The sequence below is a fragment of the Rhizobium sp. WW22 genome, assembly GCF_047041135.1.
GTDB lineage: Bacteria > Pseudomonadota > Alphaproteobacteria > Rhizobiales > Rhizobiaceae > Rhizobium.
The window spans coordinates 3707083-3719619 of the sequence record NZ_CP178198.1; the positions used below are offsets into that span (position 1 = coordinate 3707083).

A 12537-nucleotide genomic window follows, 5' to 3' on the forward strand; every position below is an offset into this window, starting at 1 on the left:
TCAGTCACCGCCAAAGGATAGTCATGGCCCCCTTTCAATTCATCGAGCGCGCGACGCCTTTCAATTCGAAGGGTGGCGCGACCCTGCCGATCTTTGCCGTCACCCCGGCGCATATCGAGACGGGTACCATCGATCCCATCGCGCTCGATTGGGCACGCAAGGCGGGCTACAAGGCAGAGAGCGGCTCGCTGTTGTTGATCCCGACCGCTGAAGGGCATCTTGGCGGAGCTCTGTTCGGTCTCGGCTCCAATCCGTCCGAACAACCCTTCCTCACAGGCAAGCTGGCACGCAGCCTGCCGGCCGGCGCCTGGCATATTGAGACGGCGCCGCTGACGGCGAACCGGCTCTCGCTTGGTTTCGGTCTCGGCAGCTATCGCTTCGACCGCTACAAATCCGAAAAAGCTGCGGCGCCGACATTGATGATCCCGCGCGATGCCGATGCCGCCGATATCAAGCGCCAGCTTGCAGGCGTCTTTCTCGCCCGCGATCTCATCAACACGCCGACCAATGACATGGGTCCGGAACAGCTCGAAGCCGCCTTCCGGGCGCTGGCCGAGCACTACAAGGCTGAGATGTCCGTCATCATCGGCGATGATCTCCTGAAGGAGAATTTCCCGCTGGTCCATACGGTGGGGCGTGCGAGCGCCGATGCGCCGCGCCTTCTGGAGCTGCGCTGGGGCAAGAAGGGTCATCGCCGCATCACCCTGGTCGGCAAGGGCGTGTGCTTCGACACCGGCGGCCTCGATATCAAGCCGGCATCCTCGATGCTGCTGATGAAGAAGGACATGGGCGGTGCCGCCAACGTCATGGGCCTAGCGCTGATGATCATGGACGCCAAGCTCAAGGTCGACCTGCGCGTCATCATTCCGGTCGTCGAGAATTCGATATCGGCCAATGCCTTCCGCCCTGGCGATATTTACAAGAGCCGCAAGGGCCTGACCGTGCAGATCGACAATACCGATGCCGAGGGGCGGCTGATCCTCGCCGATGCGCTTGCCTATGCCGACGAGGACGCGCCGGACCTGATGATCGACATGGCGACGCTGACGGGTGCTGCCCGCGTCGCGCTCGGCCCCGACCTGCCGCCCTTCTTCACCGACGATAGCGAACTTGCCAGCGATCTGACCGAGGCGAGCCTGGAGACGGATGATCCGCTGTGGCGCATGCCGCTCTATATGGGCTACGATAAGGATATCCGCACCAAATTTGCCGATATCACCAATGCTCCATCAGGCGGCATGGCCGGCGCCATTACGGCCGCCCTGTTTCTCAAGCGCTTCGTGACGAAGACACCGAGCTGGGTGCATTTCGACATCTTTGGCTGGGCACCGAGCGAACGTCCGCATTCGCCCGGCGGCGGCGAGGCTCAGGCGATCCGGGCGCTCTATCACTATATCAGGCAGAGCGTACGGTAGGTGGCTGCCGGTCCTTCTCCGCGCGTTACGGGGAAGGGCGGTGAATTCCCCTTGAAACCGCCACGATCTTGGTCGAGACTGGAACGGCAGCGTAACGAATTTCGGGGTTGCTCTTGCCGCTTGAACTCACCGCCTCGCAGGCTCTCGGCCTCTGGCATGGCGTGACGCTCGCTCAGGTGCGCCGCGAGGATCATGATTTGACGCTGCGGCAGACGGCGATTCTGCTGCAGATCTATCTTGTGCCGCCGCCGCATACCGTACGCGGCCTGGCCGCTACGCTCGGCGTCACCAAGCCGGTCATCACCCGGGCGCTTGACACCATGGGAGTGATGGGATTGGTCGACCGCGTACGCGACGATCGCGATCGCCGCAATGTCATCATTAAGCGAACAGTCACCGGCGCGCTCTATCTTGAAAAACTCGGCGATCTCATCATCGAGCACGGTCGAAAATTGTAACCTCAGGAATTTCACCATGATGCTCGACCGCCGTCTCAATGCTTTCAGACCCGATCTTGCCGAGGTTTCTCTCAAAGGCAAGGTTGAGGCCGAGCGTTTCGTCGAGGGTATTGGCGCGCGCGTTGCCGTGCCGGTCGTTGCGCTCCGGCCGAAGCCAGATCTCGCCTCGGGCATCGATACCGAGCTCTTGATGGGCGAAGAGGTGACGATATTCGAGCGCCGCGACGGCTGGTGCTGGATCAAGGCTCTGTCTGACGGCTATGTCGGCTATCTTCCGGAAACGGCGATCAAGGAGGGCGCGGCGGCTCCGACCCATATCGTCGTCCCGCAGCGCACTTTCCTCTATCCCGAGCCGGAGCTGCGCAAGCCACATGCTGCGATCCTCTCCATGGGCAGTCTCGTACATGTGACCGGCCCGGCAGAGGCGCGGGGCAATCACTATGTCGTCCTGGAGGATGGAACCGCGATCTTCGCAAAGCACGTCCAGCCGATTGGTTACAACAAGGGCGGCGACTTCGTTGATGTCGCCTTACGCTTCATCGAGACACCCTATCTCTGGGGCGGCCGCTCGGGCCTCGGCATCGATTGCTCAGGGCTGGTACAGCTGGCACTGTCGATGACGGGCCGCGTCGCACCGCGCGATACCGACATGCAGGCCGCCGGCCTCGGCCAGCCAATCGAGCGCGAGGAGTTGAAGCGCGGCGATTTCGTCTTCTGGAAGGGGCATGTCGCGATCATGGAAGATCCCGAAACCATCGTCCACGCCAACGGCCATACCATGACCGTCGCCCGTGAGAATTTCGCCGCCGCCATCGAGCGCATCGGCTGGCTTTATGAAAGACCGACAGGCTATCGCCGTTTCATCGACTGACTGCGCTCCGAAACCCTGTTGCGACAACCCATCCGGCATTTGCCGTGGCGGCGGTCTTACGGCGTGCGAGGGCGTGCTATCCAGATGCCGGCAACGATGACGATGCCGCCAAGAGCCTGCAGCAGCGTGACATTTTCCCCGAACAGGAACCAGGCGAAAAGAGCGGCCGCGATCGATTCCAGGAAAATGACGAGCGAGGAGAATACGGTCGGCAGTCTTCCGAGCGCGACCGAAAGCAGGCCTTGTCCGCCGGCGTGGCTGATGAGGCCAAGCGCCAGAAGCACGCACCATCCCGAGATCGACTGCGGCAATATGCGCGGCTCGAAGAAGAAGGCGATCAGGAACAGGATCGCCGAGGTTATGACGCTCAATTCGAAAGTGACGCGCGCGGCATTGGTCCCTGGCCGCGCTGCGCCGACCGCCAGGAAATAAAGGCCGAAGAACGCGCCGGTGATGATCGCGAGTGCATCGCCAACGGCTCGGTCCGGATTGAATGCCAGGCTTTGGACGACGAGCGCCGTGCCGCCCGCAAGGCAGACGAGGAGGCCAAGAAGCGTGGCGCGACCGACCCTTTGCCTCAGCAGGAGCCAGCCGAAGATCACGACCCATAGCGGCGCCATCGTCGCGAAGAAGGTGGCGTTGGCAATCGTCGTCCGCATGATCGAGAGATGCCAGAAGAACAGGTCGCCCGTGAAGGCAATGCCGGCGAGAATCGTCGGTATCGTAAAGCTGGCGCGAGGCGCATTGGGCTCCGCGACCTCCGCGTATCGCATCCATATCCAAAGGATCGGCAGCGCCAGAAAGACACGCCAGAAGGCGCTGGCGAAAGGCCCGACATCGGCAAGACGCACGAGGCTCGGAGAAATGCTCATGGCCAGCGCCGCGAGAATCATCGCCACGAGACCAAGGAGAAAGCCCTTCGTATCGTCGCTTTCACCGAGGCTCTGGCTGCGCATATCGTATTCGGTGTCCGGCTGTGACATTCTCGTGCCTTTGCAAGTCAGATGATGTGTGGCGCAAAGCTAGTACATAAGGAAAGAGGATTTGGCTCCATTTTGACGGCTTTCATGCAATTTTGTTTCCTCATTGCGGTAAGGATGTATTGAAATGCGCAAACCCGCCGATCTCGATGAGTTCGACCTGGCAATTCTTGAGATTCTTCAGAAGGACAATACCGTTCCGCAACGCGAGATCGGTGAACGGGTCAATCTGTCGGCCCCCGCCGTGCAGCGGCGTATCAAGCGGATGCAGCAAAGCGGCGTCATTCAGGCCAATATCGCCGTCGTCGATCCGGCGGCCGTGGGCTTGCCGATCACCATCGTCGTCGAGGTGCATATCGCAAACGAACGCTACGACCTCATCAATGCGATCAAGCGCAGCTTCCTCGAAGCGCCCGAAGTCCAGCAATGCTACGGTGTCACCGGCGAGGCAGACTTCGTGTTGATCGTCGTCGTCACCAGCATGTCTGCCTATGAGGACGTCGCCCGGCGCCTTTTTTATGACAATCCGAATGTCACGAAATTCAAGTCGCTCGTCACGATGGATCGGGTGAAGGTCGGTCTTTCCGTGCCTTTGCGGCGCGATTAGTTGGAGCGTGCATCCAGCGAGGCTAAGCGCCGCTTCTGGGAAGGATGCGACGAACATCTATTGCATCCCAATGCGCCATGACTTTCTCTTGAAAGCGCGCGTTGTCAAAGATGACTTCTCCGTCGTCCTGGGTCCGAAAAATATCATCCTTGAAAACAACAGCTTCTAGAAAGCGCGGCGACCGTTTGTTCAAGTTATAGGAAAAGTGACTGTGCAGGTATTCAAAGGAGAACATTGCAACACAATAATTGTCGAATGTTTCATATTGCGAAAAGTCGGCCGTTGCACATTCGTCCAAGGTCATGACTGGGTGGAAGTACGGTCCCGGAAAGTGCGAATTTGATTTGATAGGCTTGAGGACACCAACGTCTTCAAGCGCTCCAGCTGGCCACTCCCAATTGCCCATATATTCATGGCTGAATGCTTCACGAAGGACGCCATTCTCGTCGGGGAATGAGTAAATGTCGGCGTGTTCTTGGTCGTTGTCTATTTTCCGGTTAACCTCAAACAAGAACTCATACAGAAGCGCGGCTACAGTTGTATTCTGCAATTTCAGAGCCTCCTCGCTCCAGTCTGGTCTTTATTCACAGGCCAACGGTGTCAACTCGGCCGCTTCGGCCAGTTCGTCACGCCGCCGCTCCAGTCCTCGAAGACCTTCGAGAGACGAAGCACCAGCATGTCGTCGAAGCGCGGGCCGACGATCTGCATGCCGATCGGCATGCCGGAGCGGGAAAAGCCGCAGTTGATCGAGGCGGCCGGCTGCTCCGACATGTTCCACGGAACGGTGAAGGCGATGTGCTCGAAAGGTCGCGCCGGGTCGTTGGTAGGGGAAGCCCATTCGGCGGGATAGGAGACGATCGGATTGGTCGGCGAAAGCACGGCATCCACCTCTGCGAAGAGCTTGGCGCAGCTCTTGCGCATCTCGTAGGTCTGGTTGAAGCCGCGAACGGCATCGACGCCGCTGATCTCTGCGCCGCCCTTCGCCCAGCTATAGATATAGGGCAGAATGCTGTTGCGGCGCTCCTCGCTCAGTGCCGTCATGTCGCCCCAGAAGCGGGCGCGCCAGAAGGCGTCGAGCCCATCCAGCATCTGCCTCGTCAGCACCGGCGCGACATCGATGATGATGGCGCCCGCTTCCTCGAAGCGCTTGGCGGCAGCAGCGACGGCATCGCGTATCTCGTCCTCGACAGGCAGCCCGCAGCCGGCATCCAGCATCAGGCCGATCTTCATGCCCTGGACGTCGATATCGAGATCCATCCAGTCGATCTCATTCGGCGGCAGGCTGGTACTGTCGCGCCAGTCGGGGCGCGAGAGCGTCGCCATGGAAAAGGCGGCATCCTCGACCGTGCGGGTCATCGGTCCGGCGCATCGCCCGAGATAATAGGGATCGATCGGAATACGGCCATTGCTCGGCTTGAAGCCAAAAATGCCGGTCCAGCCAGCTGGCAGGCGTATCGAGCCGCCGATATCGGTCCCGATATGCAGCGGTCCGTAGCCGGCTGCCGCCGCCGCCGATGCGCCGGCGCTGGAGCCGCCCGGATTCTGGCTGGGGTCCCAAGGATTGCGGCTGAGCTTGTGAAAGCTTGAAAGGCCGGAGGAGAGCATGCCGTAATCGGGGCAGGTGGTTTTCGCGAAAATCACTGCTCCGTCCTCGCGCATGCGGGCGGCGATCGGGGCGTCTTCGGCAGCGGGAATGAGCTCGACGGCCGCCGTACCGAGCGGCACGGGCTGGCCCTTGGTGGCGATCAGCTCCTTCAATGTCACCGGAATCCCGTCCAAGGTCCCAAGCGGCGCACCCTTGGCCCAGCGTTCCGTGGAGGCCGCGGCCTGTTTGCAGGCATCCTCGGGATCATAGGCATAGAGAGCAGCGATAGTCGGCTCCCATGCCTCGATATGCGTCTCGAGCGCCAGCCAGTATTCGCTGGGGGACAGGCTCTTGTCGGCAAATTGGCGCCTGAGGTCTCGGATGGAAAGATCGGTAGGTTCGGTCATGATCTATACTCTTTATGTCGCAATCAGCGCGTCGCCTCACGGGGGTCGAGGAGATCGCGCAGCCCGTCGCCGAGCAGGTTGAAGCCGAGCACGGAGAGCGCGATGGCAAGCCCCGGCAGCAGGGCGAGCCAAGGCGCAACGTGGAAATAGGTCTGCGCATCGGCCAGCATCCGCCCCCAGGTCGGTGCCGGCGGCGGCACGCTGAGACCCAGGAAGGCGAGCCCGGCTTCCGTGAGGATCGCAAGGCCGAGCTGGATCGTCGCCTGGACGATGATGCTGCCCATGATGTTTGGCAGGACATGGCGGCGCGTGATGGAGAGCTGCGTATTGCCGATGGCGCGCGCCGCCAGCACATAGTCGCGGCTCCACGCCTGCAAGGCCGCACCGAGCGCGACACGGGCAAAGACCGGCACCATGAAGACGGCAATGGCGATAATTGCCGTTGAGCGCCCCGTCCCAAGAAATGCGCCGAGGATCATGGCCGAAAGGATTGGCGGCAGGGCGAAGATCACGTCGCAGGCCCGCATCACTAGCGCCTCGAATAACCCTCGTTGGGCGGCGGCGGCGACACCGATGATCGTTCCGATCGTCCCGCCGATCGTGACCGATGATACGGAAATGGAAAGCGAATTCCAGCAGCCCGCCATCAGCATCGACAGGACGTCGCGGCCGATCTGGTCGGTGCCGAGGAGCCCGAAGCCGAAGGGCGGCTGCAGCTTGTGGAGGATTTGCATCTTCGCCGGCGGCACTGGCGTCCAGAACTGCGAGACGAGAGCGACGCAGAAGAGTGCAAGGATGATGATGGCACCGACGATGAGATTCATCCGCCGCAGCGCCCGAAAACGACGGCGAGAAGACGGCGCGGCAATTTTGGTCTCGACTGCAGTCATCGCGCACCTCCTGCTCGCAATCGCGGATCGATGACGAGATAGGAGAGATCGACCAGAAAATTCACGACGATGACGAGGGCGGCGAAGAACAGCACGACATCCTGAAGCACGATGACGTCGCGCTGGCTGAGTGCCTGATAGGCGAGGCGGCCAAGGCCGGGCAGGGTGAAGACATTTTCGATCAGCACGGCGCCGGCGACGAGAAAGGTGAATTGCAGTCCGAGAATGGTCAGCACTGGCACCAGCGCATTCGGCACCACATGACCCCAGAGCACGCGGCTGCGCGACAGGCCCTTGGCGATCGCCGTGCGGGCAAAATCCTCATGCAGCGTGTCGAGCACGGCCGAGCGCGTCACACGGGTCAGCACCGCCGCCTGCGGCAGAGCAAGGGCAGCGGCCGGGAGCACCAGCGACTTTGCGGCAGGCCAGAATCCACTCTCCCAACCGGGAAAACCGCCGGCCGGCATCCAGCCGAGCGATGTGGCAAACACAAGCACCAGCAGGAGGCCGACCCAGAAGCCCGGCACGGCAATGCCCATCTGCGAAAACAGTGTGGCGATGATATCGAAGACGCCGCCGCGTCTTGCCGCTGCCGCAACGCCGAGCGGTACGGCGACAAGAACCGACAACAGTATGGCAAGCAGCGCAAGCGGCAGGGTGACGGCAAGCCGCTCGGCAATGAGACCTGCGACCGGAACACCATAGGTATAGGACGTGCCAAGATCACCCACCAGCGCGCCGGCGAGCCAATGCCCGTAGCGCACGATCAGCGGTTGATCGAGCCCCATATTATGCCGGAGCGCGGCCAGCGTTTCCGGCGTCGCCGAGGTGCCGAGCGTGATGGCGGCCGGGTCGCCCGGCAGCAGCGCCATGACGGCAAAGAGCAGCAGCGAGACCGCGATCAGCGTCAGCACAAGTCCGAAAATCCGGCGGGTGAGCAGTACGATCATAGCAAGTCCATGGCCAGGCTAATCCGGCTAGGAATGTAGAGTTGGTGCGACCTTTGAAACCTCCTTCTCCCCACCGGGGAGAAGGTGCCCGATAGGGCGGTTGAGGGGGACGAGGGATGAAATCCTGAGTGCCTTGAGCGCAAGCAAAAGGCAATTTTCGGCGTGGCAGCCCCCTCATCCGACCCTTTGGGCCACCTTCTCCCCGCTGGGGAGAAGGAGTTGGTGGTCATGCGCGAAAGAAATACCAAGATCATGCCCAATCAAACTGTCGGAGCGGTCAATCTTCCCAGGAAACGTTGGTCAGCACGTTGGACGGGATCGGTTCGTTCTCCCAAAGACCCTTCAGCTTCTTGTCCCACACTCCTAGCTTCGGCATGACGAAGAGGAAGAGGGCGGGCACATCTTCGGCAAGAATGCTCTGCGCCTCGCCATAGAGCTTGTTCTGCTCGGCGGGATCGGCGGTCAGCTGGATCTTCTTCATCAACTCGTTGAAGGCCGGGTTCTTGTAGTTGAAGTAATAGGGGTCGCGCGAATAGATATCGATATCCAGCGGCTCGGCATGGGCGACGATGGTCATGTCGTAATTGCGGCCGGTGAAGACGTCCTGCACCCATTTCGCCGGGAATTCCGTCGGCTCGATGTTCATCGTCACGCCGATATCGGCGAACATGGCCTGCATGACCTGGGCGCTGCGCGGTGCATAGGCCATCTGCGGCGTCTTGATGGTAAAGGTGAAACCATTCGGATAGCCGGCTTCGGCAAGCAGCGCCTTGGCCTTGGCGGCGTCATAGGGCAGCGTGCCGGTCAAATCCTTATAGCCGGGGTCGTTCGGCGTATAGTGGCTGCCGATCGCCGTACCGAAACCCGACCATGCGCCCTCGATGATCGTCTTGCGGTCGAGCGCCATCATCAGCGCCCGGCGCACGCGCTTGTCGTCGAAGGGCTTGCGGGTATTGTTCATGCCGGCCACGACCTTGAGCTCGGTATTGCCGATCTTGGTCGTCAGCCTGACGTCGCCCTCGAAGGAACTCATGAGCTCTGGCGCGGCGAATTCCGGAAAGGCATCGAGATCGCCGGCCTTCAGCGCGGCGGCCTCGGCCTGTGGATCGGAAATGAAGCGGAAGGTTACCTTCTCGAGCTTCATGTCGACCGATTTGTTCCAGTAGTCCGGGTTCTTGACAAGGTCGACGTGGTCGCCCTTCGTCCAGGAGGAGAATTTGAACGGACCAGTGCCGACGGGTGTCGTCTTGTCGTTGGCCGAGGATTTCGGCCCGACCATGACGGAGCTCGGCCAGCCAAGCCAATAGAGCAGGCTGCCGGTCGGCGAGGACAGATGCAGTACAAGCGTTTCCGCATTCGGCGTGTCGATCGAGGCGATGGTTGAGAAGAAGCGCTTCTGCGGATTGACGGAATCGGCGCCGCGAGCGCGATCGAGCGTGAACTTGGCGGCAGCTGAATCGAAGGCTTCGCCGTCGTGGAATTTCACGCCGGTCTGCAGCTTGAACGTATAGGTCAGGCCGTCAGGCGAGATTTCCCAGCTCTTGGCAAGCTGCGGCACGATCTTGCCGTTTTGGTCGATGGCAACCAGGCCCTCGAAAATGTTCTGCCAGGTGACCTGGCCGATCGCGACGGGCGCGGCGATCGTCGGGTCGAGACCTGTCGGCTCGACGCTCATGCCGAGATTGAGTGTCGTCTTCGCGGCCTCAGCCTGTGTGAGGCCCATCATCAGCAGCAGGCCGGCGGAAACTGTGGCGCCATAGGCAAGCCGGCGCGCGACGTCGCCCAGGCTCGGGCGTGAAAACTTGGTCATGTCGGTTCCCTTGCTTTTTGCCCGCATGTCCGGCTTCCCTCCGGCTGCGGTCTTTTTCAGGATAGTGTCATCTCATAGGCGCACACACAATTCCGAAGATGTGTGCTCGGTGTAGCCGAAATCGCTACACTGGTTTGTCTTCTACAATGTTGGATTCAATCCTGCCTCCCCTTGGCGGAAAGTTGCTGACGCATGAAGCGCTCGATGAAGTCGAGCAGCTTGCCGGCCGCAAAGGAGAGCTGGCGATCGGGCGCGACACAGAGATCGACTGGCGTCCGCACCCCCATGCCGCCCGCAACGGGCCGTGCGACGAGCTGCCCCGCCTTGATCTCCCTTTGAACGGTGAGTGCCGGCAGCATGGTGATTGCCGCCCCGCGCAGCACCAGCTCCTTCTGCATTTCCAGCGAGCCGGTCTCAAAGACTGGATCGAGCCTCAGCCCCTCACGTTCGAACAGCGCGTCGAAGGCCTGCCTTGCGCCGAAGGAGCGATCGGGGACGGCAAGCGCGTGTGACGCGATTTCCGCAAGCGTGATCTCGCTGACGCTCGCAAGCGGATGAGAGGCGGCAGCGATCACGTCATAAATCAGCTCGGAACGCAGGCGTACCTTTGTGCCGGAAAGCGGCGGGGCAAACAGCGTCACTGCGATGTCGGCCTCGGCATTGCTGACGGCTTCGATGGCGCCGCGGGCGCTGGTGATCGTCACTTCGAAGCGCAGATGCGGATAGCGCAGGCTGAACTCGGCCAGCGCCGGAGCAAGGATATTGGCGACCGACGCGCCGTTAGCATAGATGCTGACGGTTCCGCGCTGCAGGCCTTTGAGATCTTCGATCAGCTGGTGAACGTGGTCGAGCTCGCGCAGCGTCCGGCCGGCGCGCTCCGCCAGCAATTCGCCGGCAGCCGTCAATTTGATGCCGCGGGCGCTGCGCTCGACCAGCTGCGTGCCGAAGTGATATTCGAGGTTCTCGATTTGGCGGCTGATGGCCGTCGGCGCCACGTTCAGGTTTTCAGCCGCCTGGCGCATCGAATTGGTGCGCACCAGCTCGTCGAAATAGATCAACGCGCGGATCTGCATGCGCGGGATCTCCCTTTAGACGGCGGGCTTGGCGAAGCGATCCGGCCACGCCGCTTGCCCACTTTCGACCGGCAGCGCCGTCGCCTCATAGACGCCGCGGGCGATGGCGCGCGCCATGACGATAGTGGCAAGGTGGCAGAGCTCCATGAAACCAGGCATATCGTCGCGGGAATGCTTGCCGGTAGAGGCGGCAAACACGGTATCGCCGTCGAGCGGCAGATGCGTCGGCAGGAGTGCCCGGGCGAAGCCGTCATGGGCTGAGATGGAGAGGCGATGCGCCTCCGCCTTGGTCAACTGGGCGTCGGTGATGACTGTGCCGATGGTCGTGGCGGTGATGTTCGTGCCCTTCAGCCGCAAGCGCGAATCGGCCACCTGCGGCATGCCGAGGCCGCCGAATTCGCCATTTTGCTCGAAGGGAGCTGCCCAGAAATGCGGACCCTCGCCGATGGTCGCGGAACCGAGTGCATTGACGGCGACGATGGCGGCGATCCTGTATCCCCTGCTGCTGACGGCGCTTGCCGAGCCGAGGCCGCCTTTGACCGTTGCCGTGGTGGCGCCTGTACCGGCGCCGACGCTTCCAAGTGCAAACGGTCCTTTATCTGCGGCCTTGAAGGCAGCATAGCCGAGATCGCGATAGGGCGAGTGCAGTCCCCAATCCTTGTTGCCGCCGTTGATGAGATCGAACAGGATCGCTTGCGGCACGATCGGCACCAGCGCATCGCCGACCTGCAGACCGCGGCCGATCTCCCGCAAGCCTGCCTGCACGCCGCCTGCGGCATCGAGCCCGAAGGCCGATCCACCCGAGAGCACGAGAGCATCCACTGTGCCGACCGTCATTGCAGGGTCCAGCAATGCGGTATCTCGCCCGCCTGGCGCGCCGCCGAGAACGGTACAGGAGGCGATAGCCGGCTCATCGAAGACGATGGCGGTGACGCCCGAGCCGAGTGCAAGATCGGTGGAGTGACCGACGGCAACGCCTTCGATATCGGTCAGGAGATTGAGGAGGTCAGCCAATAAAAAATCCTTCGCCGCTTACAACGCGAGGTCGTCATGGCGATAGGACCGTAAAGAGGGTGAAAAGACAAGATGGGTTTGGTCGAGAGGCGTGTCACCATGCGCCTTTTAAGCTAGGGCTACGGGCATTCGCATATGAACGCGGGCATGAGACATAAGCCGGTACGGCGACTTGCGCGCAAGAAAAAGCCCCCACCCTGATTCTATCAAAGGGTGAGGGCTGGGGATGGGATTGAGTAAAAGCGCAGGTAATCCGACCCATCAAACATGGATCGGCTTGGCCTGCTGGCGGGAAAGGAGATCGCGGATCGCAAGCTTCACTTCGTCCGCATTTCTGAAATGCTGCTCGTCCAGATCATGGACATGATATTTTACGGCGATGAACTTGAGCCGATCCTGATCAGGAACGACGATGCCGACGGGAACGCCGGCGTATTCGATGACTTGCTTCTTCATAAATAGACTCCCTCTGCGCAC

Annotated in this window: 13 protein-coding genes; 4 read left to right on the forward strand and 9 right to left on the reverse strand. The window is 61.3% G+C overall.

The window, feature by feature from the left end:
- Positions 1 to 23 precede the first annotated feature (23 nt).
- The 3 genes from ACK83U_RS18025 to ACK83U_RS18035 all read left to right on the forward strand — a co-directional run bounded on the left by ACK83U_RS18025 (position 24) and on the right by ACK83U_RS18035 (position 2744).
- Positions 24 to 1415 (forward strand): leucyl aminopeptidase family protein, encoded by a 1392-nt coding sequence (locus ACK83U_RS18025; protein WP_112610808.1) that lies wholly within the window; start codon positions 24 to 26, stop codon positions 1413 to 1415.
- Between the two features lie 113 nt (positions 1416 to 1528).
- Positions 1529 to 1873: a MarR family transcriptional regulator gene (locus ACK83U_RS18030; protein WP_041677769.1), complete on the forward strand. Its 345-nt coding sequence runs from the start codon at positions 1529 to 1531 to the stop codon at positions 1871 to 1873.
- 16 nt (positions 1874 to 1889) lie between these two features.
- Entirely contained in the window at positions 1890 to 2744 is an 855-nt protein-coding gene (locus ACK83U_RS18035) for an NlpC/P60 family protein (protein ID WP_112610810.1), read from the forward strand.
- Between the two features lie 56 nt (positions 2745 to 2800).
- Here the strand turns inward: ACK83U_RS18035 and ACK83U_RS18040 are convergent, their stop codons facing one another.
- A complete protein-coding gene (locus ACK83U_RS18040; protein ID WP_112338425.1) occupies positions 2801 to 3727 on the reverse strand; it encodes a DMT family transporter in 927 nt (308 codons plus the stop codon).
- A 124-nt stretch (positions 3728 to 3851) separates the two neighbouring features.
- Between ACK83U_RS18040 and ACK83U_RS18045 the strand changes: the two genes are divergently transcribed.
- Positions 3852 to 4331 (forward strand): Lrp/AsnC family transcriptional regulator, encoded by a 480-nt coding sequence (locus ACK83U_RS18045; protein WP_112610812.1) that lies wholly within the window; start codon positions 3852 to 3854, stop codon positions 4329 to 4331.
- A 22-nt stretch (positions 4332 to 4353) separates the two neighbouring features.
- On the opposite strand, the gene ACK83U_RS18050 is transcribed toward ACK83U_RS18045, so the two are convergent.
- The 8 genes from ACK83U_RS18050 to ACK83U_RS18085 form a co-directional block, all read right to left on the reverse strand.
- Complete coding sequence (locus ACK83U_RS18050) at positions 4354 to 4881, reverse strand: hypothetical protein (protein ID WP_112610814.1); 528 nt, start codon at positions 4879 to 4881, stop codon at positions 4354 to 4356.
- 50 nt (positions 4882 to 4931) lie between these two features.
- A complete protein-coding gene (locus ACK83U_RS18055; RefSeq protein ID WP_112610816.1) occupies positions 4932 to 6323 on the reverse strand; it encodes an amidase in 1392 nt (463 codons plus the stop codon).
- Positions 6324 to 6346: 23 nt separating this feature from the next.
- The gene (locus ACK83U_RS18060; RefSeq protein WP_112610818.1) at positions 6347 to 7213 is read right to left on the reverse strand and encodes an ABC transporter permease; all 867 of its coding nucleotides are present in this window, start codon (positions 7211 to 7213) and stop codon (positions 6347 to 6349) included.
- A complete protein-coding gene (locus ACK83U_RS18065; RefSeq protein WP_112610820.1) occupies positions 7210 to 8163 on the reverse strand; it encodes an ABC transporter permease in 954 nt (317 codons plus the stop codon). The genes ACK83U_RS18060 and ACK83U_RS18065 overlap by 4 nt, the downstream gene beginning before the upstream one ends.
- A gap of 277 nt (positions 8164 to 8440) precedes the next feature.
- Positions 8441 to 9973 carry an ABC transporter substrate-binding protein gene (locus tag ACK83U_RS18070; RefSeq protein WP_112610856.1) on the reverse strand — a complete coding sequence of 511 codons (1533 nt, stop codon included), beginning with the start codon at positions 9971 to 9973 and terminating at the stop codon, positions 8441 to 8443.
- Between the two features lie 155 nt (positions 9974 to 10128).
- Positions 10129 to 11046 carry a LysR family transcriptional regulator gene (locus tag ACK83U_RS18075; RefSeq protein WP_112610822.1) on the reverse strand — a complete coding sequence of 306 codons (918 nt, stop codon included), beginning with the start codon at positions 11044 to 11046 and terminating at the stop codon, positions 10129 to 10131.
- Positions 11047 to 11061: 15 nt separating this feature from the next.
- On the reverse strand, positions 11062 to 12060 hold the full coding sequence (locus tag ACK83U_RS18080) for a P1 family peptidase (RefSeq protein ID WP_112610824.1): 999 nt from the start codon (positions 12058 to 12060) through the stop codon (positions 11062 to 11064).
- Positions 12061 to 12321: 261 nt separating this feature from the next.
- Entirely contained in the window at positions 12322 to 12516 is a 195-nt protein-coding gene (locus ACK83U_RS18085) for a hypothetical protein (RefSeq protein ID WP_015338438.1), read from the reverse strand.
- Positions 12517 to 12537 lie beyond the last annotated feature (21 nt).

Coding starts and splice junctions, on each gene's coding strand:
- ACK83U_RS18035 (WP_112610810.1), top strand. CDS start 1,890: ATGATGCTCGACCGCCGTCTCAATGCTTTCAGACCCGATCTTGCCGAG.
- ACK83U_RS18060 (WP_112610818.1), bottom strand. CDS start 7,213: ATGACTGCAGTCGAGACCAAAATTGCCGCGCCGTCTTCTCGCCGTCGT.
- ACK83U_RS18070 (WP_112610856.1), bottom strand. CDS start 9,973: ATGACCAAGTTTTCACGCCCGAGCCTGGGCGACGTCGCGCGCCGGCTT.
- ACK83U_RS18040 (WP_112338425.1), bottom strand. CDS start 3,727: ATGTCACAGCCGGACACCGAATACGATATGCGCAGCCAGAGCCTCGGT.
- ACK83U_RS18085 (WP_015338438.1), bottom strand. CDS start 12,516: ATGAAGAAGCAAGTCATCGAATACGCCGGCGTTCCCGTCGGCATCGTC.
- ACK83U_RS18065 (WP_112610820.1), bottom strand. CDS start 8,163: ATGATCGTACTGCTCACCCGCCGGATTTTCGGACTTGTGCTGACGCTG.
- ACK83U_RS18045 (WP_112610812.1), top strand. CDS start 3,852: ATGCGCAAACCCGCCGATCTCGATGAGTTCGACCTGGCAATTCTTGAG.
- ACK83U_RS18025 (WP_112610808.1), top strand. CDS start 24: ATGGCCCCCTTTCAATTCATCGAGCGCGCGACGCCTTTCAATTCGAAG.
- ACK83U_RS18055 (WP_112610816.1), bottom strand. CDS start 6,323: ATGACCGAACCTACCGATCTTTCCATCCGAGACCTCAGGCGCCAATTT.
- ACK83U_RS18075 (WP_112610822.1), bottom strand. CDS start 11,046: ATGCAGATCCGCGCGTTGATCTATTTCGACGAGCTGGTGCGCACCAAT.